This is a genomic window from Nonomuraea sp. CA-141351 (assembly GCF_050944675.1).
GTDB lineage: Bacteria > Actinomycetota > Actinomycetes > Streptosporangiales > Streptosporangiaceae > Nonomuraea.
The window spans coordinates 10,366,418-10,388,251 of the sequence record NZ_CP191982.1 but is presented as its reverse complement, the minus strand read 5'-3'; the positions used below and the strand labels follow the sequence as shown (position 1 = coordinate 10,388,251).

Genomic DNA, 21,834 nt, shown 5'->3' with positions numbered 1-21,834 from the left:
GAAACGGTGAGCCAAGATGAGGATGTTCTATCGCGCCGGTGCGGCGGTCGTCCTGCTGGCTGCGGGGGCCCTGTTCGCCGTGCAGGCGCAGTCGAACGAGGCCCTCACCGTCGCCTCCGGCAGTTCCGAGCACGATAGCCGCACGAGTGAGGACGCCACCCCCTCGCCGGGCGAGTCATCCAGAAAACCCTGTGAAGCCCCTGCGGGCGAGCATGAGGTATGCGCAAATGCGAAGCCTCGGCGACACGAGCGCGAAGCCTTCATCGCGGACTGCGTGGCCGCCGATGTCGTCGGACTCTGGCCGAACACGTGCGCCGAGGCGGCGGAGCGGGTGGCGGAGACGTTCTCGACCTGCCGGTCCGCGGGGAAGACATTGCTGCAGTGCGAGAACGTCGCCGTTCACGAGGCGTGCGTCTATCGTGGCGGCGGAGCGATCTGCGGAGATTCCGAGCCTGTCTATCAGGCCTGTCGCACTCGTGGTGACACTGACATCGCACGTAGTTTCTGCATGGAGGGCAACATCGAATACCGAAAGTGCCGGCACGCTTGGGGGGTCACGGTGAGTGGCGACGTCTGTGTAGCGGCCACGGCTGCCTACGAGGATTGCCGGACGCGTTCACCCATCCATGTGTGCCAAGGCGTGCGAGATAAGTATGCGCGTACGCATTACCGCTAACGATATGACATCGATCGGCAAAGGTGATTCGGGCAGCTGTGGGCACGGCCCCGGCGGCCGCGGGCTGTCGAACCGTTCGATGTAGCCGATGATCTGCCGTTCCGTCTCGGATCGAGTGGTGAAGACAAAGCGGTGCAGCCACCGTTCTGAACGCGGAGCGGCGGATCTGCAAGCCGGTGAGGAGCGGCTGAACTCGTCGTCGGTGTAGTTCGAGCCGCGGCCGGTGTCACGCACGGCGCCGGGCGGGAGCAGGGCGGTATCGGCGGCCTCCGGATCGCGCCGATGAGTTCGGGGTTGGAGTACGTGCCGAGCACTTCGGCCGTCATCTTTGATGGTGTGACATGGCTGGAACGCCGGATCCATCCCGGGGAGCCTTAATGTGATGATTGAATAGGGCGGCGGCCGTGCTCGGTGCGTGCTCGTACGCCCGTGGACGCGCCGTCAGGATCCGGCACCGCCTGACACGCAGAACGCGCTAACGTGACACGAACCATCACCCAGCGGCACTGCGCGACACTAAAAGATCTTGCTTCTAATCCGACGGTCGCAGGTTCGAATCCTGCAGGGCGCGCCATCGAGACCAGCTCAAACACCGTCTGAGCTGGTCTTTTGCTTGGGTACGGCTCCCGCCCGCATGCAGCCGTAGGCCGCCGAGAGCCCCTGTCTGTCGGTGGTCGCGGGATATACGCGGGATGAAAGGGGCCACGTTTCCGCAGGTCGAGGCCGGGGTTTCGGACGTCTGCGGGATGAGCCCCAGCGCACGACGAAGGGCCCCGGAGTGGTCCGAGGCCCTTCGCTGCCGACGTACTCCCATGTTCTACGGTTCCTGGTCAGCTTTCGCGTCAGGCCACCCTGGTGCGGCATCGACGATCTTGCTTGCCTGCCCTCGAAGCTCGTCGTCAGTCGGCGGAGTCCCACGCAGGGCCTCCCAGTCGTCGATGAGAAGGATCAGCTCCCAAATCTCCTTTGGGGTGGTCCATTTATCCCTGAGCTCAAGGATCAGGAAGTCGGCACCCTTGCCTATGGGTAGCGTGCCCTCCGCTATCCCCTGCGCCACATCCTGAGCGACCGCCCACGGCTCGCGCTGGAGATCGATGGAGGGGAAGCCGCTCTCCGCCAGCACCTGGCGGACCAGCGGCTCAACTTCCTTCATAGGCCCGATGGACAACGCGTAGCCCGCAAGCTCCCAGACCGCGGGCGTATCGAGACCGGCTTCGATGAGCTCACAGGCCAGCCATCCAGCATCCGTTACGCTCCCCAGGAGCCGTCCCCAAAGGAGATCACCTCTGAGGTCGGCCAGACGATCTCTGAGCTCAGCCGGGAGATCCACCGGGCCAGTATCCCTCGATCGATCATTCATGAGGCCAGCGCGCCCTCTATCCGCTGGTTGGCCACCTCGCGTTGCCCGTCGATGCACTTGGCGTAGACCCGGAGCATGACGTCCAGTCCGTGGCCGGCCCGCTCCGCTGCTTCGGGTGCGTGGACCCCGGCGTTCAGCCAAAGTGAGACGGCCGCGTGGCGCAGGTCATACGGTCGGCCTGCCAGGGGAGAGGCGACCTGGTCGGGGGTGAGCGCGTAGGTTCGGGCCTGTTTCCAGATCTTGGCGTAGGCCGAGCCGGAGATCACGCCGTCTGTCCTGGTCCGGAAGAGCCGGCCGTCCTTGGCCGTGCCGTGCGTGTCGAGGTGCGCCCGGAGGATGGCCACCAGTTCGGGCGGGATCGGCACCGGCCGCGTGGTCTTCGCGTCCCGGTGCTTCAGACCGCGCTCGTCGTGGGCCTTGCCGGAGTCGGTGAACCGCTTGTTGCTCTGGGGTGCGGTCTTTTCCAGCGTGAGCAGGCCCCATCCGGATGCGGGAAGGTGGCAGTCCTTCTCCCGGAGTCCGGCCGCCTCAGCCGGTCGCAGGCCAGCGAAGTACATGCAGGCGAACATGGCCGCCAGCATCGGCCCGCGTGTCCGGCCGCAGTAGGTGAGGGCGATGAGGAGTTCCCGCGCCTGGGCCGGATTGACGACGACGCGCCGGTCTATCTCGCCATTCGACTTCGGGCGGCGCAGCTTCACCCGGTCGAGCGGATTTGCCGAAAGCTCTTCCAGCTCAACGGCGTACTCAAGCGGCGGCGCGCCGCGCCGCCGTACTGGCCCTCTGCCGCCCGCCGCCCGGGCGTGCGGCCTGGGGGCCGGTCCCGGCCGGCGGCGGCCCGGGCCTACCCGTAGCGCGTACTCGCCGTACCCAGCCAACGCACCGACCACCGGCACGCCACCGCATTAGTCTTCGGACTCATCCGGCCAAGCAGTCCAAGCCAGCGTCTCCCGCCACCCAGGCAACCGGTATAGCCACATGGTGAAGACCTGCGCCAGAACCGGCAGTGTCCTGCTGAAAGCGCGGAAGTGGGCGTCTACACTGCCGTCGCGATACTCCAGCCAGTAGGCCCCGTCGTCCCGCAGGTAAGCCTGCATGTAGTACTCATCATTTCCTGCGTCCAGGCGCTCGACCACGAGGAAACGGTTGGACATGGTCAATCCGCGCAGCAGAGCATGCAGGTCGTCAGAGCTCGGGTTCTCCACAGAATCGCCGCGTTCATTGAACGCCCGCGCCGTTAAACTCATGGCGCACAAGGTAGCAACGCTCTATGCCTCCGGCAGGGGCTCTGCGGCTCCGGGATGATCACCATCCGCGAGGTCCAGATCTGCAGGTGGCTGAGGCGGAAGCCTGATCATCCCGCCCACCATCGACCCGGGACAAGCCGAGCGGGCCAGGGCCACGGGGCCAAGGTCGTTCCTCCAGTTGGGGGCTCCACCTTGTCCCCGTGGCCCTGGCCCGCTTCCCCTTCGGGCGGGTCGACGGCAGACGGGATGATCAGGACGCGAGCGTACGCGTCGTTATCGCGTGAACTCACTTCGCAGGTATCCGTGGAAGAGGGAAAACGGGCTGTACTTTGATCGCTCTTCTTGGCGCAGGAACAGGTAGCCAGCGACGACCTGGCCGGAGAAATGATCGTTGCCGACGGCGAAGGTCACAGCATCCACTCTGTCGCTGGGGCGATCCTCGATACCGATGACAAGGCCACCATCCATCGTCACCGGAAGATTGAGCTGGCGGACGGACTTGAATAGCAGCTCGATGTGAGGTGCGGTCGGGTCGAACTCCGTCCGTATGACAAGCTCGCTATGCGAGGGCACGTAGCTCCACAGCCTGAAGGGGCGATCCGGGAAGCTGAGAGGAAGAGAGAGCTGGCCGGGGAAGCGATCGTGGCTCACGGCGAGAGCCCACCACGGCCAGGTCCGTGAAGCAAGGCCTCTGTGTGTTATTGCCAGGCCATTAGCGGGCCATTAACCAGGGTGACGAGTGGTCAACCACGGTCACTCACGACCTCGCCGGCATCCCCTGCGACCAGCAGCGCCCTGCTACAGCGTCCGGCTCGCACCCCTCTCAGGCCGGAATGACCATCTCGAACTCAAGATCCGTGACGCGGTAGAAGGTCCCGTCGAAAGAGATCGTCATGTTGTCTCTGCCATGGCCGACTGCGCCGTTTCGGCGACGATGGAGGCCGTTACGTAGAAGCCGTCCGGGGCGATCTGTGTCACTGTATCAAGGTGAACTCCCCACTCACCCGCAGTGATCATGTGAGCCTCGAAGTATGAGTATCTGAGATCCAGCAACCAGACCCGTTCGAGCTCCGCAGCGAGCTCCACCATCGAACACCCCGGCACCGTCTGGCACGTAGCAGTGATCAGGTTGTTCGTATCGCCGGTACGGCGAACCGACACCTCCTTGATCAGCCGCGAGCGCCACAGGTAAGCATCGAAGTCGATCGCCATGCCGTCCAGGTCATCCCCGGCGCTCGGGAACGACTCGCCCATCACCCGCTGCTTCACCGCGGCGAACTCCGAGAAATCCATCGAGAAAGCATTCCATCTCCACGTCACGCCGTGATCACCGTGCAATTAGCGTGCAATTAGACAGGGTGACGAGAGGTCAACCACGGTCACTCATGACTGGCCAGAAGCCCAGCTCAGCGCCCCTACGCGCCGTGATCCATACACTTCCCAAGCTGCCAGCGCGGGTTCGATTTCCGTTACCGGCCTCAGCCGTAGCATCGGGCTCGGTAGACGGCCGACGCTCGACGTCACTGACGTTTGCGGGAATATCAGCGGGCCTATTACGGCATCGCGTTCAGCACCTCGCGGTGTGGCCACTCCTTGCTGATCACCTGGCCCAGCAGTTCATGGGAAGTCTCCACGATGTACGGTACGTGTTCCCGATCTTTCACGACGGCGCGCGCGGGAGCAGCCAAAAGCTCTGCGCCCCAGGGGTCAACGGCGTTCGCGACGAAGCCGGCCAACTCTAGATCGGCATACTCCGGCGCTGTCCACACCTCATAGGCGGTCTGGAGATCTGATGGATGTACGGCGAGCCAGAGGGCGAAAGTGGCCGAGAACCCGTGCGAGAGCTTGACCGGCAAGAGACATCTGATGAACGCCCCCACTCCCTCGACCGCCATCATGACGTCGTTGCCCCACCTGCGAGCTTCCAACTCGGCAGGATCCAGCTCCAGCAGAGGATCGGGAAGCCGAAAGCGTATCTGGCGATCAAGTTCATCTAGCGGGGACCCGCACGCACACACCCCTGCGAAGGAGGGGTCGCCTATTTCCGTCATATCCGAACCCTTCCATAGTTTGCCCACGGTCTCGCTTCCGGTGATCGTGAGAGCTTCGCACACAGCCAGCGGTCCACCCGACGCGTACTTGGTGGCGCGGGATGAGGGAACCGGAACGGCGAGAAGTCATGATGGCGCAATCAGTGTGCTGGGCGTGTTCCCGTAGGTCGGAGAGAGAGTTGACGTTTGTCGTTGCGGCCAGGTGATCTATCGGACTTCTGGGAGCCACCTTGGGAGCCACCCGAGCGGACGATCATGAACTGAGCCGGACGGATCTGAACGGTCGGAGTCTGGCGAGCAGCAGGGTGAACGGTTCTGAACGATCCTGGGCATCGTTTGGGGACTTACGGATCTCGGAAGGTTAGGCGTGCGACCCCACTGCGGGATATGCACGGGATGATCTCCCTCCTATAGAAAGATCAGCACCACAACGCCGCACGTCGCTGACGTTGGAGGCGGGGTAAGAGATTATCCACTTCTAATCCGACGGTCGCAGGTTCGAATCCTGCAGGGCGCGCTTTGATCATGTCCTGACCTGCGTTTATGCGGGATCGGATTGCGGGTGCCGATTAATCATCCGGCCAGGTCAAGCCGCGTGCCGATACTCCTTCAGGATGCCTCCAAGTCGATCGCGTCGATGGATGTCGAGCATCGTGATCTGGGCTGGCGCGGCGTTGGGGGCGGGAAGCGGTCGGAGCGGAGCTGCCTGGCGGAGAGCCCGATGCGGTCGGTGTTCGTTGTAGAAGGTTTCGAACTCGCGCAGCGCGTGCAGAAGGTGGTGCTGGTTCCAGATCAACGTTCGGTCCAGCAGTTCGCGCCGGCAGGTCTGGATCCAGCGTTCCATGATGGAGTTCATTCGCGGTATCCGGAGGCCACTCTTGACGATGCGTAGTCCGGCATCGGTCAGCACCGCGTCGAAGGCTGCGGTGAACTTGGTGTCTCGGTCGTGGATGAGGAATTTGGCCGTGCTGCCCACATCCTGTAGGTCCATGGCGAGGTTGCGGCCGAGTTGGGTGACCCACTGGCCGGTGGGGTGGGCGGTGACGCCGAGGACGCGGATACGGCGGGTGGCGTGCTCGATGACCGCCAGAACGTACAGGCGTGTGCCGGTGAGGGTGCGGACTTCGAAGAAGTCGCACGCCAGTAAGGCGCCTGCTTGGCTGCGCAGGAACGCGGCCCAGGTTGGGCGGTCCGTTCGGGAGACGGATCGATGCCGTGCGTTTTGAGGATCTCCCACACGGTGGAAGCAGCAACCTTGATACCGAGCGCGGCCAGCTCACCGTGGATGCGCCGGTAGCCCCACGAGGTGTTCTCCCGTGCCAGCCGCAACACCAGCAAGCGGAGGGACCGGATGGTACGTGGACGTCCGGCCCGCGACGCTTGCTGGCCGCGGCGGGACGGCGCCGCAGCAGATCGCGGTGCCAGCGTAGGACGGTGTCCGGGCGGACCAGCAACACAAGGTGCTGGAGTCTCTCCGTGGGCAGGCGGTGAAGCAGCCCAGCGAGGAGGAACCGATCAGTCGGCGTGAAGGCGGGCTTGGTCACCTGCCGCTGCAGCACCATCAGCTGGTGCCGCAACACCAAGATTTCGATTTCCTTGTCACGATCGGTTCGGGGGAGCAGCCCCAGGAAGGAGAAGGTGGTCGTGACCGTGAGGTAGGCCAAGCGTAACAACACGATCAACCATCATGTCGTGCGGGGTGCGCGGCGGGAAAGCAAGAGAGCGCACCACCATGACCTGCACGAATCAATATTCGGCACCCGCAGGGCTCGGTGCTGGTTGTAGAGGTGTTCGTACTCGCGCAGGGCGTGCCGAAGATGTCGTTCGTTTCACCCTGCTGCTCACGTTCGCTGTGGGCGCCACGATCGCCTGTCCGGCCCTCTGGCGCTGGTTCGCCTCCGACAGCGTGAACGCGTACGCCCTCAGCTCATTAGGGGGCGTCACATCGTACGAGGTGGACCCACCACACGCTGACCCTCACCCCTGGTCGTCCCGAGCCATCAGGTGGAACCCTGACCTCCGCTCTAGCGACAAGACTGGCGATCATGTGCCGCCTCCGCCACCATGGGAGGCCGCCCTCAACGCGTCCTCTTCCCAGTCCGAGCAGAAGGAAGATCGCGATGCAGCCACCGATTCCTACTCCTGATCAGATCGGCACTGTCGACCTGGCGTCCTGGGCCGTCGTTCCCGGCCCATCAAACCAGGACAAGGACGAACACGGCGCCTGGGCCGTCACGGTCGGCGACGAGGAGCAGTACGCCCTGTACTTCGAAGTCGCTGACGCCGCCCACCCCCGGCAGGTCGCCGAGTTCATCGTTGAGGCGGTGCGAGCACACGCCACCCGGTTGCGGCTCAGCGCCGCCTTCGACGACATCCTGCGCGAACGGGAGCGCCTGCGCACCCGCCCAGCCGGTGCGGACCTGTACGAGCTCGACCGCAGCCGGGTCGTGGCGATGATGGCGCAACTCGGCAAGCTCGCCGCCGAAGCCTACGAACCCGCGTCCGCGTCCGAGCAGGACGCGCAGACGCAGCGCATCTATGACGAGGTCACGCATCTAGCGGCACTGGCCGTGAGCTGGCTTGAGGCCATCCACGCCCGCTACGGTGCCGACGGCGCTTAGCGCGCTCGGCAAGCCTCCTCGCGAAGCATGCCGACGACGGCAGCCAGGTGGTGAGACAGGGAGTACGCCTTCCACTCGGTGCTCCCGCCAGGGCCGCCGTCCTCACAGGCCGCCCTCGCGATCTGCTCGTCACCCCAGGAGAAGCCCGTACCATAGGTCGGCCAATCCGAGGAGCCGACCAGCCTCTTGCAGAGCTCGAAGAAGCCCTTGTTGCCGCGACTTGTTCCCTTCGGCCAGTAGTACAGAGACCATTGCCGTCCGACCGTGTAACGCAGGTTCGGGGGCGGCCACTTGTCGTCTGCCGGGGGAGGGCCCGGATGGTCGACTCCGTAATCCCCGTAGCTGACGTCGTTCCACAGCCGGCTGATCCGGCACCGGAGGTCTGCCTCCCGCCGTGGGATGCGCCTGACCTCCGGTACGGCAGGCTTCACCAGATCCTCGGTGGAGGGAAACGACCCTCCTACGACCGTCACCGATTGCCAGGCGATGTCGAGGAGGTGGCGCAGAGGGCCTCCAACGCCTGTGCAAGTTTCGGAGGCAGAGGTGAAGTAACCGCAGTCGAGCACCAGGTCCGTTCGCTCCGCCGTTTCCCCCACGGCTTCCAGCTGATCCAGGAGTACGCGCGAATCAGACAGGTTGAAGGCGAAGGGGCGCCGTACGCGGAGGCACACGCCAGTGTGCAGTTTCTCCGTGGCGCGTCGCACTTCCTCCAGGTTCTCCGGCGCCTCATCCGTATGGATGACGGGACGGAAAGAGCCGACGCCGAGGTCTGCGACAAGGAGCCTGAGTGCCTCATATGCTCCTGAGGGCCCGAACCGGTCGGCAAGGGGCCTGGTATCCAGTGCGAAGTCGATGCTCTTGTCCAGCAGGCGGTTCCGGTGGATCTCCGATAGTACTCGCTGGACCGCGACCTTCGGCGACTCATCTTCAGCGCGCGCCACGATCTCGATAAGAGGCCGGACGCTGTCCGATATCCGGTCACTCATATGCCGGAGCGCCAGCAGATTGGGCCGGCGACTGTTGATGATGACCACGTACACCGTCATGGTTGGTTCTCCGTGCGGTTGGTGAACCTCATGGCGGGTGAAGCGGCCATCCCTCGCCTGTGGGCAGGCCGCCACGGCCCGGTGCCACCGACGGTGAACTCTGCCTGTCAGCACGTCAATATCCGGAGGGCCAGATCCTCACATCGAAGAGTTGACGGCAGGTGTACATGGGGCAGATCCAGTTACGAGCTGCATTAGAGCAAATAATGCCTATGTGTTGGTTTGCGGCAAGAGGAGAAGAAGTTGCGACTCTTGCCGAGGTTTGCGGCATTTGGCGCATTGTCTATCCGTCGCGTCGAAGAGCGCGCGCTGGATCTCGTTGGGGACTCGTAACGCCAGTGACTTGTCACCGCCGAGCCGTCATGATCGGAAGCAGGTCTGGGCTTGATCCGGTTTGACGGACAAAATGAATGCAAGACCCCCAGGTGACGGCGGAGCTACGTAGTGCTTTTGGCGCTCTTCCTGGGACGCCGCGACCGGGTCAGTCCCATAGGGGGAGCGGGCGGCCGGCGCTGTACTTCCGCGCGGCGGTGTAGAGGGCCTGCGCGGCGGCCACGTCCTGGACGGCGGTGCCGGTGGAGTCGAAGACCACGATGTCGTCGGCGTGTTGGCGGCCCGTCTTCGTGCCCAGCACGATCTCGCCCAGTTCGGCCTTGACCGGCGTCTGTGGGCGGTGGTGCAGTTCGCCCACGGCGGCGCACTGGTGGGTGACGTCGGTGATCAGGGTGGCGGCGGCGAGCAGGTCGTCGTGGAGCTCGCGCTTGGAGGGCGCGTCGGAGCCCACGGCCGCCACCAGTGCGCCCGGCCGCACATCGGTAAGGCCCAGGTAGGCGCGAGTGGACGGGGTGAGGGTGACGACGACGGAGGCTTCCATCGCGGCTTCGCCCGGAGTGCGGGCGACCTCGGCGGCGTGCTCATGGGCGAAGCGCGCGGTCTTGGCGGGGTCGCGGCCCCAGACGATGACCCGCTCGATGGGACGGACGGCTCGGATGGCCGTGATGTGGGTGGCGGCCTGCGCGCCGGTGCCGAGGACGGCCAGAGCGGCGGCGTCGGGTAATGCGAGATGGCGCACCGCCACTGCGGTGGCGGCCGCGGTGCGTAGCCGGGTGACCGTGGCCGATTCCAGGAAGAGCAGGGGCTGGCCGTTGGTGGCGTCGAACAGGGCGATGACGCCGACGATGCTGGGCAGGTCGAGCGTAGCGGGCCGGTCGTAGAAGCAGGCGCCGATCTTGACGGCTACCACGCCGCCAATCCCTGAGGCCTTGATGTGGAACTCGCCGGGTGGGCTGTCGAGGTGGGACAGGAGGCTGGGGGTGGTCTCGCCGCGGGCGTAGGCGGCGAAGGCGTCTTCGATGAGGTCGATGTAGTCGGAAGGGGTGAGCAGGCGCTCGATCTCCGACTGCGTGATCATGAGCATGCCGCGAAGCCCTTCTGGTTGCCGGTGTGTCTCGGATGGTACTGCGATCGAAAATAGATGTATATTCGGTAGGAAATATTGACTTTGCGCATATGCGCCCGTGGCTTCGTGGTCATGAGCGTACCGCTTCTTAATGGCTTCACCAGCTTTGAGCTGGGGTTTTGCCGCTTGGTCAGCTAGCCCGGCGGTATTCATTGATGAGGCCTGCGACGGCTTTCCGGCGTTTGATCCAGGCTGCTGGCAGCAGTACGACCTCAGGGTCGTCCAGTGGCGCAAGCTGTTGGCGGCCTTGGTGCGGGCGATGCTCGTTGAAGTGGCGGGCGTAGCTGTGGAGGATCCTCTCGGCGTGACCGCGGTCGAACAGCAGGATCCGGTTGGTGCACTCCTCGCGTACTGAACGTATGAAGCGCTCGCGTGCGGGTTGCAGTTGGGGCTACGTGGGGGGATCTTGGCCACGGTGATGCCTTCGCTGGCGAAGACGGCGTCGAAGGCGGCGGTGAACTTCGTGTCGCGGTCGCGTACGAGGTAGGTGTAGTGGGTGGCGTGCTCTCCGAGGTGCCAGAGCAATTGTCGGGCCTGCTGGGTGGCCCAGGTTGCGGTGGGGTGGGCGGTCGCCGAGGATGTGGACCGTGCGGGTGCGTACCTCCATCACGAACAGGGCGTAGAGCCGTTGCAGTCCGATCGTGTCGACGTGGAACAGGTCGGTGGCGAGTAGGCCGTCGGCTTGGGCTTTGAGGAAGGTGCTCCACTCGCCCCGCGTCGGATGACGTCGCGGAGCGGGTCCCAGGCCGGCGGCGCGCATGACGCGGCGGACAGTGGCGGGGCTGACCTTGTGTCCGAGGCGGCGCAGTTCGCCGTGCACTCTTCGGAAGCCCCAGCGCGGGTTCTCGGTGCCGAGTCGGGTGATCAGTTTGCGCAGTTCTTCTGGAGTTGGTGGGCGTCCTGCGGACGGCGGCTGTGTCCACTTCTTGTTGATGAGCCGTCGGTGCCAGGCAAGGAGGGTGCGTGGGGAGACGATCCGGTGGCTGCGTAGTACACGGGGGAGTAGGCGGGCAAGGGCGGCGAGTGGCGCGGTCCGGCCAGGTGGGCCTTGGCGCGGTGCCTTGGCGGCGCAGCACCGCTACCTCGTGCCGCAGGATCAATATTTCTGCGTTTTTAGCCGCGGAGGAACGAGACAGAAGGACGAGCCACGCGAAGATCCGCGTGGCGCTCAGGTAGAGCAGTCGTACGAGCACGAGGATCGATGGTGTCGTATCGGTGCGGGGAGCGTCGTCCCAGGTCCGGAGGTGCGCAGTCATTCTGGAGCCTTACGGGGTGACGATCAGCGGTCACACGCCTGTTCGGCGCTGGTGCCCTGCGGCGAGGTCGAGCCACTCTTGTGACCGCCCGGCCATGGGGCCCTCGCGCCGTCTCCTCATGCTTCCGTCCGGACTGCGTGAGGTTCGGGGTTGGTGCCGCACCAGCCGGACGGCAAGAGACAGTGCCTGCCGATCCCCTAAATATCCGGCCCTCGCCGCATCTCAGTCCTCGTCGTGAAAGGCGAGATAGGCGCGCAACTCATGGCGCGCCTGGTGACGGCTGCGGCGGCGCTCCTCGCGGCGAATGTAGTACCACTCCCGGTTTGCACCCTTGGTGTCGCGAACGAGCACGTGGTAGCCGGGGACGCCCCAGTAACAGCCGCCCCGGCGCCAGTTCGCGCTGTCGGCGTTGATCTCGTCCGGCAGCGTGCACGGCCCGAAACGATGATCGTGAACGGGCACGCCGGTCATCGGCGGCGCGTCGGCCATCCGCACCCACCAGGGCCGGGTCCTGTCGGTCTTGCTCATACGGTCACCTTTCGGCTCCGTGACGCCCCGGGTTGGGGCCGTCGCTAGACCGGGTGCAGGGTGACCACCTCCGACTACGCACACGACAAAGGGACCGAAAGCGACGAGCCGCTCACAGACCCCGATCCACACTACTCACGAACCGCAGCCGATGGCGGGTTTCGGTTTGAACGTCCAGGGATGAGTCCGGCGCCCAGCGGCGCGATAACGCCTATCTGAAGGACTTCGCTGACGGTCGGACGCCCCGGGTTAGAAGGCTCGACCGCGCCGCCAAGCTGTCGGCGGCTCGTGCGTCGCCGAGCGGTAGCCCGACCAGGACCTCAGGCGTCGTAGACGAGGAGCCCGTCGTCGAGAAGGCGGGCGCCCTCGGTGGGCAGGTGTTCGGTGAGCCGCCCGTCGTGGGCCAGGTGCAGTACTGAGACGTGGTGGACCAGCACGGCGTAGTCGGCGATGATCCGCCGATGGCAGCGCCACCAGACGGCCTCGGCGCACATGATCGCGGTATGGGTGGTCGCCGCCTGGTCCAGGAGCTCCTTCAGGGCAGCGTGGAACTCCGGTCCGCGGCTGTAGCCCGCGTACCCCCGGAAGGAGTCGTTCCGCCAGAACGTGTCGGGCGAGTCCGGGGCCGGCTTGCGGAAACCTCCGAGCCTCTTCTCCCACCGGTAGCCGATGCCCTCCTCTGGCAGCCAGGCGGCGAGCTCCAGCCTGCCCACGTCGGGGAAGCGCCTGCTCCCCGGTGCGGTGCGCACGTCGACGACCACCTGCGCGTCAACGCCGTGAAGGAGAGCGGCCAACTGGGTCTTGGAGGCCGTGCCGTGACCGAAGGTGAGCAGTGCGGGTGCCTGGACGCGGTCGGCGGGCAAAGGGCGGAACTTCGCGGTACCCACCAACGGCGTAGTACCCGCAGTCCCCGTGGCAAACCCGTAGGCCCGGCGAGACAGCAACGGCGCTGTCCGGCGGACTCATCCGCACTCTCAGCGTACCCGGCGTCGAGGACGTTGATGGAGCAGCCTGACCAGGCCGATCCCGGGCTGATCGTCCATGTGTTCGCCACCGCGAAGGGGCCCCGGCGCACGCGAGCACGAGTGGCGGCTGCGCGGCATCTGGGATGTGCTTGGTTCCGGTTGCACATGCCCGCGCGGCAGGCCGGATCGAGGCGTGGAATCTATTTATGAGGCCAGGATGCAATGATCAATCAATATGTCGGCCGTGCTCGGTGCGTGCTCGTACGCCCCGTCACACGCCGTCAGAACCCGGCACCGCCTGACACGCAAAACGCGCTGAGTTCGCACGAACCGTCGCCGAACGGCACAGCGTGGTATTTAAAGATCTTGCTTCTAATCCGACGGTCGCAGGTTCGAATCCTGCAGGGCGCGCTTTGATCATGTCCTGACCTGCGGTTATGCGGGATCGGATGCGTTCTAGAATTTTCGTCTAGCGGTTCCGTGCTCCGTACGTGCTCGCCCGCACCAACCCCGCACACACCATGATCCATTCACCGTCTCCGGCTGCTGCGGGAAGAGCAGCGGCCCCGCCTCGCCGCGAGCAGGCGGCGAGTGCGGGGCCGGATGCTTAATCCGACTGTCAACTCCTCAGCGAGATGACCTTCCCGGACGCGGCCTCGTCTTCCTCGCCGAACAGCAAGGCCGCGGTCTTCTCGGCCGCCGCTGTGGCCACCTGGGGGTAGACGAGGTGTAGGTGTCGGCGGTGAAGGCGCTGGAGGTGTGTCCCAGGGTTTCCTGTACCACCTTCATCTCCACCCCGGCGGCCAGCATCAGCGAGGCCGCGCCATGGCGGAGGTCATGCAGTCGGACGGGTGGTAGTCCGGCCAGGTAGGCCAGCCAGAGGAATTGGTCGGAGACGTGCTGCGGGTGCAGGCGGCTGCCGTCGGGTTGGGTGAAGACGAACCCGCTGTCGGTCCACGCTTCGCCCATGGCCAGCCGTTCCTGGAGTTGCTGCTGTCGGTGCGCGCGTAGGACCTGGGCGGTGTCGGTGTCCAGGGCGATGGTGCGCACGGAGGCGTCGGTCTTTGGCATGCCCTCGTGGACCTGCCAGGCCAGTTGCACGAGTTGCCAGTTCACCGTCAGGGTGCGGCCGTCGAGGTCGACCTCTTTCCAGCGCAGCCCGCACGCCTCGCCCCGGCGTAGTCCGCGCAGCGCGATCAATTGATACAGGGCGAACAGGCGATGCCGTCGTGCTTCTTCGAGGAACAGGCGGGTTTGAGCGGGCGTCCACACCATGACCGGGGAGGGGCGCGGCACGCTGGTGTAGGCGTCGATGGGATCGACCCGTCTACCGGCGCGGCGCTGCTTTTCCGCCTGGCGGTATTCGCAGTAGGCGGTCTGCCAGGCGCGGACCCGGTCGTCGGCCCACACCAGCGGCTTGGGCCGGGTGTGGGCGGGCATCTCCAGGACCGCGGCGGGGTTGAAGTCGATCAGCCGATCCTGGCGCATGGCCATGTTGAGCGCGTGGCGCAGGGTGGCGCGGATGCGGTGCATGGTGGCGATGCTGATCGGCCGCCGGTATTTGACGCTCTCGCGCACTTTCGGGTCGGGGTCGGCGCGGCGTTCGGCGATGGTGTCGTTGAACTCCTCGATCTGCTCGAACATCAATGCGATGTCGCTGACCTTGAGCTGATCCAACCGCAGCCGCCCCAGGTAAGGGGTGAGGTAGAGGCGGATGTGGCCTTCGTAGGAGCGGCGTGTGGTCTCCTCGATCTTCCGCTTGCGGTTGAGGAACTCTGCCAGCCACTGCTCGACGATGATCTCCTGGGTGAGATGTTGCCCGGTCTTGATCTTTCGTCGGAGGGTCTCCGCGTCCGGCAGTGTGTCGGTCTCGGCCAGCGTGCGTTTGATCAGGTCGGCGATTTGGGTGCGGGTGGCGGGCTCGCGCGGGTCGGCCAGCGCGAGCAGGTCGCGCACGTGGCCGAGTTCGTCTTTGGCTGCGTCCTGGGTGGCGAAGCCGCCGCGGCGCAGTGGCCCGCGCCGCTTGCCATCGGGGCTGGGCGGGAGTTCGATCTGGTAGTTCCAGATGCCGTGCCGGTAGCTCCATCCGCCGTCGGCGCGGCGGAGCTTGGGGCATTTCTGCCCGAGTTCCTTGCCGTCGCTGTCGCGGCAGGAACAGCGTTTGAACGTGCGTCCCTCGGCCATAGTGTGTGTCGTCCTCTTTTCTTGGTGCTCTTGGTAGGGCTGATGCGGCGGTGAACAGCGGCGAAGTGAGTGGCGCTCGGCACAGGGCTGCTGCGGTAATCGCTGATCACGGGCGCACGGCGGCCCTGTCGCGCGTGCCGCCGTCTGTATGGCGCGGAGCGTCAGAGTCTTCGTGCTTCCGTCCGGCGCTGCCGATGCGTGGGCGTGGTCGGGCGAGCACGCCCGTGGTCGTGACCCGCCACATCGATGGCCGTGCCGGACAGGGCGTATCGACGCCCACCTGGATGGCGACGGTCAAGGCCGAATCCGATGGTCAACGCCGGACCGGGGCGCCAGCACTCTCCGCACGGTGTCGCGGCTATTGGCGGGCATCGCTTCTCGGGAAGGCACAGAAGTACGGGTGGCTCTGGTGTGCGGATATGTACCGATCTTCGTGTGGGTGAGATGAGACAGCCGGGCCCAGCACGCTGGCCAGCACCCAGCATTCGGCCACTGCCGATGAGCCCCATCGGGCAGGAGCCGGGAGCTGTCGGCCCTGCTGGACGGCATGGCACCGCGGCCGGCCTTGTGGCGGATGATGTGGTTCGGTCTTGTAGTGCTGCGGCGCGATGGCGTCACGCTGGTGCGGCCCAACTCACCCGGGCCACCTGATCCCTGTCACCTATCTAAATACCTGTGCCCAGGTCCGAATTAGGACAGCAGACGAAGCAAAGGCTTGGCCATGGTGACCGGACGAAGCGGGCGTATCCGGAAAACGCTCAGGGTCTCAGCTGCTCATCTGGCACGGTTATAACCGTACGGTAGTTTGCGTCGAGCTCAGGCGCGAGGAGTACGAGTGCCGTGAGTCGACGCACGATGTTGGTGAACTCGCGGGCTTCTGCGAGGGTGAGATCGCGACCGAGGACACGCTTGTCTCGGTAGCTCAGCCACTTGCGCAGCACCTGGAAGCCGCCGATCTTGTAGTCCCAAGCTGCTGCTGGCACCCCTCGCCAGCGCGCTATCGCGTTGAGATAGATGTCGAGTGTCTGTGTGCCGAGGACGTCGCTCTCTTCTTCGGTGACCCCCTCGCTCTGGAGTGTGTCCCGTTCACGTACGTCGAATTTGCCGGCGCCCGGCATGACTGCGCGCTGCTGGACGATTCCCCAGCCGGCGGTGACGGCTAGGTCTCCCTTACCTGGGTTCAAGGGCTTGCCGTCGATTCGCTCAATGGCGGCTACTGTCCGCAGGAACGGCCTCAAGCGGGTTGAAGCGACATCGCTCGAGGGTCCGTCAAGGTTAAGCAGCGCCGCGACCTGCCGGCCGATGGCTGCTGACGCTCGCAACGCTGTTTCCGAGCGGGGCAGGGGTATGCGGGGCCAGTCAGAACGCACGGCTTCGCCGTTTTGCTCTCCGTATAGGGGTGAAACGCCGATAGCAAGCGCATGGAACCAAATGAGGGTTGCGCTGTCTTGGTTGGATTTCGCGTCGTTGATTCCCAGTTGCCGCAGATAGGTCAACGCCTTATCGGAGAGGTTAGGTTTCCATGGTTCCGCCGATTCCTCTGTATCCAGGTCAAACAGTGAGGCAACTCCGTTGTCGTTCCTGTCTTGGTCAGCTGATAGCCAGAACGGGATGGCATATGCGTCGGTAAACAGAACTTTTTGGTCTACGAGGCAGTCGGAGAAATGAAAGGTCGCCCCGTCGAGTACCCGTGGGGCGCGGCGGCGCACTAGCAGAAAGCCAGAGGAAGCCTCGGCGGCGGCGACGAGCAGCGGTCGTGACCGGTTCCACAAGGGCGTCTCGGTCTCGACGTAGGCATATCGCATGTCGAGCGGCCGGAACTGGAAGCGCTGGATGCGCTGCTCGTCGAAGGGCCGTGCGGTTAGCAGGCGCCTGCGAACCTTCTCAGGATCGAAGCCCGCGAAGGTTCTGCTCAGTCGAGGATCGACCTGCTCCATTTGGGCGTTGGGATCCAGGTACGTACGGATACGGGCGGCCAAGGCATCACGATCGCTGTCGATGAGGGCGAATTGGCGGTTCTCGTTGAGGCCGAGCATAGGATCTTCGGCACACAGCTCGTGGATTGCCGGCCAATTGGCGTAACCCTCGCCCGTGCGCCAGCGCAGCAGACGGAACCAGTTAGCTTGATCAGGTGCAAGGGACTCGTAAGCTGGTCCGACCTCGGGTTGGGCGGTGGTGGCGGCGAGTTGTTCGCGCTTGTCTTGCCCCCAGAAGTCGCGATACCGGATTCTGGCTGGCTCGTTGGTATGAGCCGTGCCACGGACGAGGGTGCTGATGGCGACGCCTCGTGTGATCCCGGCAGGGTTAAGCTTCGTGGAGAAGATGGAGGGGTCCGGATCTCCAGCCGGTGTCTTTTTGCCAGTTTCGCGGCTATCGCCGTTGAGATGGTCAATGGTGATGTCGTCGAACTCCGTGAGGAGCCGCTTGCGCATAACAACTGCGGAAGGATCGCCCATCCACGAGGAGTTAGTGACGAAGCAGATAATACCCTTGCCGGTCTGCTCGGTGATGCGGCGCTCTGCAATGCGAAAAAAGCGAACATAAAGATCGTCAAGCTTGTTCTTGGTTACATTCCAGTCGTGAGTTAGTCCTATTTTGTAGGGTTCAATTAGGCCGCCTTCTTCCTTCCCGGAAACACCCGCGAAGCCGTTGTAGGGAGGGTTTCCAAGAATGACGAGGATCGGTTGGTCACGCTTGACTGCTTGAGCCGCATTTCGCTCCGCAGCAAATTCAGGGAATAGCAGAAACTCGGGGAATGGCAGCCGTGCGTATTCGTCATCTTCGACCCAACCGGTCAGAGCGTTTGTCAGATACACACTGGCACGCTCTCCAGCCTTGGCGTCGAGTGGCACGCCGAGGCGCTGCAAGGCAAGCCCGATTTGCAAATGCGCGATCACGAACGGCGCAGGCAGCAACTCGAAGCCATGGATGCGTGAGAGCGCTGCCTCCTTGACGTCGGCCGCGATAAGCCCATCATCGCCGTAGGCCTTCAAAGTAGTGGCGATCTTCTCGAGGACGGCGGTCAGGTAGGACCCCGTACCCGTACACGGATCAAGTACGTGAACTCGTGGGTCGGCAAGCCCCAAAGGTAGGCCAAAGCTTGTGCGCAGAGCTTGGTCGACGCTGGCCACCATGTAGCGGACGACTTCTGGAGGCGTATACCAGACACCAAGTTCTCGCCGGAGTCCGGGATCGTACGCCTGTAAAAACGGTTCGTAAAAGTACTGGACAGCTTCAGCAGCTTCGAAGCGCTGGAAAAACAGCTTTCGGTCCACTCGTGCAAGGACGTCATCGGTCCAGTCGAGTACCTCGTCAAGGCCAACCGGTAGGTTCGCTGGCGTGGCTAGCTGCTGGAAGAGCACGCGAATCATCGGCACAGGCAACGTCCACTGGGCCTGCCGCCAGGCGAAGCGCTCGGTGGTCTGTTCGGGCTGCCGTTCTGACCAGAAGACCCATGCGGCGAAGACACCGTAGAACAGTGTTTGCACGAGGGCCGATCGAAAGAAATGGTCACCATGCTTATCCTCGAAGCGCAGACCTAGGGCTTCCTCCAATGTGCTCTGCAAGAACGAGAGGCTCTGCATGTCACCTGCTGCCTCAACGCGTTTCAAGCCTGTGCGGGCGTAGGAAGCTAAAAACCAGGCGAGGTCGGCAGGGGAACTCAGTGGCGCGTCGCTCCAGAGCATGCGCTCCAAGTAGGCGACAAAGTCGGCGCCCCGTTCGTTGTCGGTCTTTCGGGGATCGAGCGCCCAAAAGGACTCTTCGTCAGTCGCTAACGTGAAACGCTCGCTAGCCTGGGCCACGCCGTTGGAGTCCAAGCGAAGGATAAGGAAGTCGCGGTAAGTGCAGACAAGGATTTTGCCGTAGCGCTCTAAGTAGCGATTGATCTGGGCGGAGCGTGAGACACGGATGATGTCATGGGACGGACCCTTGACCTCAACAACACCGCGCTCAGGCGCTCGCGCGAGAAGCGCGCTATCGCCAGCCTCGGCGACTGCCTGGCCAGCAATGAACAGGCCGCCGTCAGGCAGTCCAGCGCCCCGGTTCTTAGTGGTCAACACGCAGGTAATTGCGGGGGAGAGGGTCTTGCCGACCTGATTGAGCAGCCCTTCGAGTTGCCCATAGTAAGAAGTTTCCTTGACGGCCTCGCCCGTCGAGTGGATAGCCTGCATACCTTCAAGGTAGGTGCGTAAAGCAGTCATCATGGACTCATATGGCCGTCAGCCGTAATTGTCGGCACCCACACCCAGGACGTGTCATCGGTGTTGACCGGGTCGGGTAGCGCTGACATGCGCTCCCATCGCCCACTATCTCGCTTGCCCGGCCGCCAATGCAGAACTTCCTGGATATTCCGATTCGAAGCTTTGACTTCTAGACGGCCGAGCCTGCCGCTACTGACCTCGACGGCACAGGAGTGGTGGGCATGTGTTTCTTTGAGATGGACCTCGCCATAAGCGACGGCATCGAGGCCGAACCTGGTAGCGACGCGTGTCAGCACTTTGAGGGGTCTACGGAGTGGGCCCTCCTGCGCGCCGCTTGTTTCGGGCTTCCCGCTCTCATCCATCCCGTACGCCATAACGGCGTACCAATCGATATCGCCCGACAGTTGCTTCCCACGTCGGGCGTAAGCCATCGAAGCTCCCGTCCCTTAGCCTCTGAAATGACCTTCTCTTCTGGACTATGACTCTCGGATGCTCAATCGACAATGGGAACTAATGTGCGACTGAGCGCCAAGGACTTGCAGGGCATCACAAGGCGAGGAATGGTTGCGGCCCAGTCATTGCGCCTGACGACAGTGTCATCCGTGCAGCCCAGGGGTTTGCTCGCCTCCGAGCAGCCCTCTCTCCGTCGGACTCTCGTGAGGCATGGGGACAAAGATTCTTCTGTGACCCAAGCAGGGCGAGAACGGATCTTTTCGGCAGTGGTCTTGACCGTGGCGACCTTCGTGACGCTTTCACCGATGATGGCGAGGTGGGCAAGGGCGACAGACCCCGACCGTGTGGCACGGTCAGCCGGGCGGATCCCACCCCAGTCTGCACCAGTTCGCCGGTCTTCCTGTTGCGGGAGTTGCCCGTCCCATGGCCAGCCAGGCCGTGCTTGCCATAGCCAAAGTGGATGACAGCTCGGCCTCCAGCGCGCGTTCTAGCACCGCCTTGACCAGCTCGCCAAGCATGATTCGAAAGGGGAGAAGACCGCCGATGGCCTCGTCGGGGTGCTGGCTCACTGTGGCGGCCTAGCAGCGGCAAGGGGTCGAGCGCTACCAGGAACTGGTCGAGCAGATCGCCAATGAGACCAATGCCGTCCTGATCATTGCCAAGCAGCTCGCCGGCGGCACCACCATCGAGACCCTCACGGCCAGGAGCGACCTGGAGATCGGCCCGACGCCCTACTGCGCGACGGACGGCTGTAGGCCCCGGCGCCATCGAGTACGTGCACTGGGCCACCCCGACCGCCCGGTTGCTGCTTCGCCTGCTGGCCGGACGCACGCCGGACCGCTGTTCCTGGCTGACCGGCGTGCGCGCCTCCGGTCCCCACGCGCCCGACGACGATCTTGGCTACCATCGCCGCCTGGTGGCCCGCGTACGGTGTCGGCCATGCGGTCGCCGGCTCCGCCGGCACAGCCGCCCTGCACACCGCCCTCGTCTCCTGCGGCGTCACCGCAGGAGACGAGGTGCTGCTGCCGACCGCCACGGTAAGCCGGGGACATGCCGGATCATCGTTCAGAGAACTGCCGCAACTGCTGGAGATTCGGCGGCGCGCCTGGGACACCGTGGCAATGATGGACGTCTTCACCTGGACCGGGTTGCGTTTCTCTCGCCAGGCCCGTTACGGCGCCGGGCAGCATGCGTCGGTCGTCTAAACCGCATCAACGGAGTTGGCGCCGCCACGGGGTTGGACTGGGACATTAAGTGCGTTGGGTTAGCCGATGAGACGATGGCATGCGATGTTGCGCAGCCGGAACTCCCGTTTGTGGGGTGGGAACAACTCGTCACACTTCATGGCGATCAGCGATGGGCTTCTACCGTGTCCGGAGGTGTCCGGCGAGGCTGGGCGCGGATCTCTTGGTGCGCGCTTCGCTCGGGGGCTCGGCTGTGGAGCGTAGCGGTCGGCTGTGAGATCGGCCAGTGGCCGTGGGTGTTGGAGTTCGTGGCGGCCATGCGGCTCATTGATGTGTGTACGGTTTCTGGCCGTGCCCACGTGCTTGGTACTGCCTCTGCCGTCGTCTTGTTCTCCGATTCTGTGGGGGAGGGCGCGAGGACGGCGATGCCATAGCCGAGAATTCGCCGGCTTTGGCGCCGGCCACGAAGGCGCGCAAGACACTCGAACGGCCGAAGCCCAACTGGGTCACGGGCCGCTCTCGCGGCGCGGGCCCGATGGTTGCCGGCGGTGCTGCGCGCTCATCAGCTGGTCGCTCCGGCGACACTGCTGGCGTGGCATCGTCGT

Annotated in this window: 18 protein-coding genes and 1 pseudogene; 3 read left to right on the top strand and 16 right to left on the bottom strand. The window is 64.4% G+C overall.

Translation table 11 applies throughout. The annotated features are described in order from the left end of the window. The first annotated feature begins 16 nt into the window (after nucleotides 1–16). Complete coding sequence (locus ACQPWU_RS48700; protein ID WP_433433111.1) at nucleotides 17–676, top strand: hypothetical protein; 660 nt, start codon at nucleotides 17–19, stop codon at nucleotides 674–676. An 817-nt stretch (nucleotides 677–1,493) separates the two neighbouring features. On the opposite strand, the gene ACQPWU_RS48695 is transcribed toward ACQPWU_RS48700, so the two are convergent. The 7 genes from ACQPWU_RS48695 to ACQPWU_RS48665 form a co-directional block, all read right to left on the bottom strand. Then, nucleotides 1,494–2,006: a hypothetical protein gene (locus tag ACQPWU_RS48695; RefSeq protein WP_433433110.1), complete on the bottom strand. Its 513-nt coding sequence runs from the start codon at nucleotides 2,004–2,006 to the stop codon at nucleotides 1,494–1,496. Nucleotides 2,007–2,032: 26 nt separating this feature from the next. Further along, nucleotides 2,033–2,929, bottom strand: a complete 897-nt coding sequence (locus ACQPWU_RS48690) for a tyrosine-type recombinase/integrase (RefSeq protein ID WP_433433108.1) — start codon at nucleotides 2,927–2,929, stop codon at nucleotides 2,033–2,035. 9 nt (nucleotides 2,930–2,938) lie between these two features. After that, a complete protein-coding gene (locus ACQPWU_RS48685) occupies nucleotides 2,939–3,280 on the bottom strand; it encodes a hypothetical protein (protein WP_433433107.1) in 342 nt (113 codons plus the stop codon). 273 nt (nucleotides 3,281–3,553) lie between these two features. Then, complete coding sequence (locus ACQPWU_RS48680; RefSeq protein WP_433433106.1) at nucleotides 3,554–3,931, bottom strand: hypothetical protein; 378 nt, start codon at nucleotides 3,929–3,931, stop codon at nucleotides 3,554–3,556. A 240-nt stretch (nucleotides 3,932–4,171) separates the two neighbouring features. After that, on the bottom strand, nucleotides 4,172–4,573 hold the full coding sequence (locus tag ACQPWU_RS48675) for a hypothetical protein (RefSeq protein WP_433433105.1): 402 nt from the start codon (nucleotides 4,571–4,573) through the stop codon (nucleotides 4,172–4,174). 260 nt (nucleotides 4,574–4,833) lie between these two features. Further along, nucleotides 4,834–5,331, bottom strand: a complete 498-nt coding sequence (locus ACQPWU_RS48670) for a DUF2199 domain-containing protein (RefSeq protein ID WP_433433104.1) — start codon at nucleotides 5,329–5,331, stop codon at nucleotides 4,834–4,836. A gap of 586 nt (nucleotides 5,332–5,917) precedes the next feature. Continuing rightward, a complete protein-coding gene (locus ACQPWU_RS48665; protein WP_433433102.1) occupies nucleotides 5,918–6,568 on the bottom strand; it encodes an integrase core domain-containing protein in 651 nt (216 codons plus the stop codon). Between the two features lie 883 nt (nucleotides 6,569–7,451). Between ACQPWU_RS48665 and ACQPWU_RS48660 the strand changes: the two genes are divergently transcribed. Then, nucleotides 7,452–7,952: a hypothetical protein gene (locus ACQPWU_RS48660; RefSeq protein ID WP_433433100.1), complete on the top strand. Its 501-nt coding sequence runs from the start codon at nucleotides 7,452–7,454 to the stop codon at nucleotides 7,950–7,952. On the opposite strand, the gene ACQPWU_RS48655 is transcribed toward ACQPWU_RS48660, so the two are convergent. From ACQPWU_RS48655 to ACQPWU_RS48615, 9 genes and pseudogenes are all read right to left on the bottom strand, one after another. Continuing rightward, nucleotides 7,949–8,998 carry a beta family protein gene (locus ACQPWU_RS48655; protein ID WP_433433098.1) on the bottom strand — a complete coding sequence of 350 codons (1,050 nt, stop codon included), beginning with the start codon at nucleotides 8,996–8,998 and terminating at the stop codon, nucleotides 7,949–7,951. The genes ACQPWU_RS48660 and ACQPWU_RS48655 overlap by 4 nt on opposite strands. A gap of 481 nt (nucleotides 8,999–9,479) precedes the next feature. Beyond that, complete coding sequence (locus tag ACQPWU_RS48650; protein ID WP_433433096.1) at nucleotides 9,480–10,415, bottom strand: ornithine cyclodeaminase family protein; 936 nt, start codon at nucleotides 10,413–10,415, stop codon at nucleotides 9,480–9,482. Between the two features lie 172 nt (nucleotides 10,416–10,587). Then, nucleotides 10,588–10,818 carry an integrase core domain-containing protein gene (locus tag ACQPWU_RS48645; protein ID WP_433445488.1) on the bottom strand — a complete coding sequence of 77 codons (231 nt, stop codon included), beginning with the start codon at nucleotides 10,816–10,818 and terminating at the stop codon, nucleotides 10,588–10,590. Between the two features lie 30 nt (nucleotides 10,819–10,848). Further along, a complete protein-coding gene (locus ACQPWU_RS48640) occupies nucleotides 10,849–11,391 on the bottom strand; it encodes an IS3 family transposase (RefSeq protein ID WP_433445487.1) in 543 nt (180 codons plus the stop codon). A gap of 544 nt (nucleotides 11,392–11,935) precedes the next feature. After that, nucleotides 11,936–12,241 (bottom strand): hypothetical protein, encoded by a 306-nt coding sequence (locus ACQPWU_RS48635; protein ID WP_433433094.1) that lies wholly within the window; start codon nucleotides 12,239–12,241, stop codon nucleotides 11,936–11,938. 320 nt (nucleotides 12,242–12,561) lie between these two features. Then, nucleotides 12,562–13,128 carry a DUF488 domain-containing protein gene (locus tag ACQPWU_RS48630; protein ID WP_433433092.1) on the bottom strand — a complete coding sequence of 189 codons (567 nt, stop codon included), beginning with the start codon at nucleotides 13,126–13,128 and terminating at the stop codon, nucleotides 12,562–12,564. Nucleotides 13,129–13,833: 705 nt separating this feature from the next. After that, nucleotides 13,834–15,390, bottom strand: a complete 1,557-nt coding sequence (locus ACQPWU_RS48625; protein WP_433433090.1) for a tyrosine-type recombinase/integrase — start codon at nucleotides 15,388–15,390, stop codon at nucleotides 13,834–13,836. Between the two features lie 758 nt (nucleotides 15,391–16,148). After that, complete coding sequence (locus ACQPWU_RS48620; protein WP_433433088.1) at nucleotides 16,149–19,562, bottom strand: type ISP restriction/modification enzyme; 3,414 nt, start codon at nucleotides 19,560–19,562, stop codon at nucleotides 16,149–16,151. An 819-nt stretch (nucleotides 19,563–20,381) separates the two neighbouring features. Then, nucleotides 20,382–20,563: pseudogene (locus tag ACQPWU_RS48615) on the bottom strand (transposase); the annotation flags it as partial. A gap of 378 nt (nucleotides 20,564–20,941) precedes the next feature. On the opposite strand from ACQPWU_RS48615, the gene ACQPWU_RS48610 reads away from it, so the two are divergent. Beyond that, complete coding sequence (locus tag ACQPWU_RS48610) at nucleotides 20,942–21,250, top strand: DegT/DnrJ/EryC1/StrS family aminotransferase (protein ID WP_433433086.1); 309 nt, start codon at nucleotides 20,942–20,944, stop codon at nucleotides 21,248–21,250. Nucleotides 21,251–21,834 lie beyond the last annotated feature (584 nt).

Excerpts from the sequence above, each read along its gene's own strand:
- ACQPWU_RS48675 (WP_433433105.1), bottom strand. The coding sequence starts at position 4,573 with ATGGATTTCTCGGAGTTCGCCGCGGTGAAGCAGCGGGTGATGGGCGAG.
- ACQPWU_RS48635 (WP_433433094.1), bottom strand. The coding sequence starts at position 12,241 with ATGAGCAAGACCGACAGGACCCGGCCCTGGTGGGTGCGGATGGCCGAC.
- ACQPWU_RS48650 (WP_433433096.1), bottom strand. The coding sequence starts at position 10,415 with ATGCTCATGATCACGCAGTCGGAGATCGAGCGCCTGCTCACCCCTTCC.
- ACQPWU_RS48685 (WP_433433107.1), bottom strand. The coding sequence starts at position 3,280 with ATGAGTTTAACGGCGCGGGCGTTCAATGAACGCGGCGATTCTGTGGAG.
- ACQPWU_RS48660 (WP_433433100.1), top strand. The coding sequence starts at position 7,452 with ATGCAGCCACCGATTCCTACTCCTGATCAGATCGGCACTGTCGACCTG.
- ACQPWU_RS48670 (WP_433433104.1), bottom strand. The coding sequence starts at position 5,331 with ATGACGGAAATAGGCGACCCCTCCTTCGCAGGGGTGTGTGCGTGCGGG.
- ACQPWU_RS48625 (WP_433433090.1), bottom strand. The coding sequence starts at position 15,390 with ATGGCCGAGGGACGCACGTTCAAACGCTGTTCCTGCCGCGACAGCGAC.
- ACQPWU_RS48700 (WP_433433111.1), top strand. The coding sequence starts at position 17 with ATGAGGATGTTCTATCGCGCCGGTGCGGCGGTCGTCCTGCTGGCTGCG.
- ACQPWU_RS48620 (WP_433433088.1), bottom strand. The coding sequence starts at position 19,562 with ATGCAGGCTATCCACTCGACGGGCGAGGCCGTCAAGGAAACTTCTTAC.
- ACQPWU_RS48655 (WP_433433098.1), bottom strand. The coding sequence starts at position 8,998 with ATGACGGTGTACGTGGTCATCATCAACAGTCGCCGGCCCAATCTGCTG.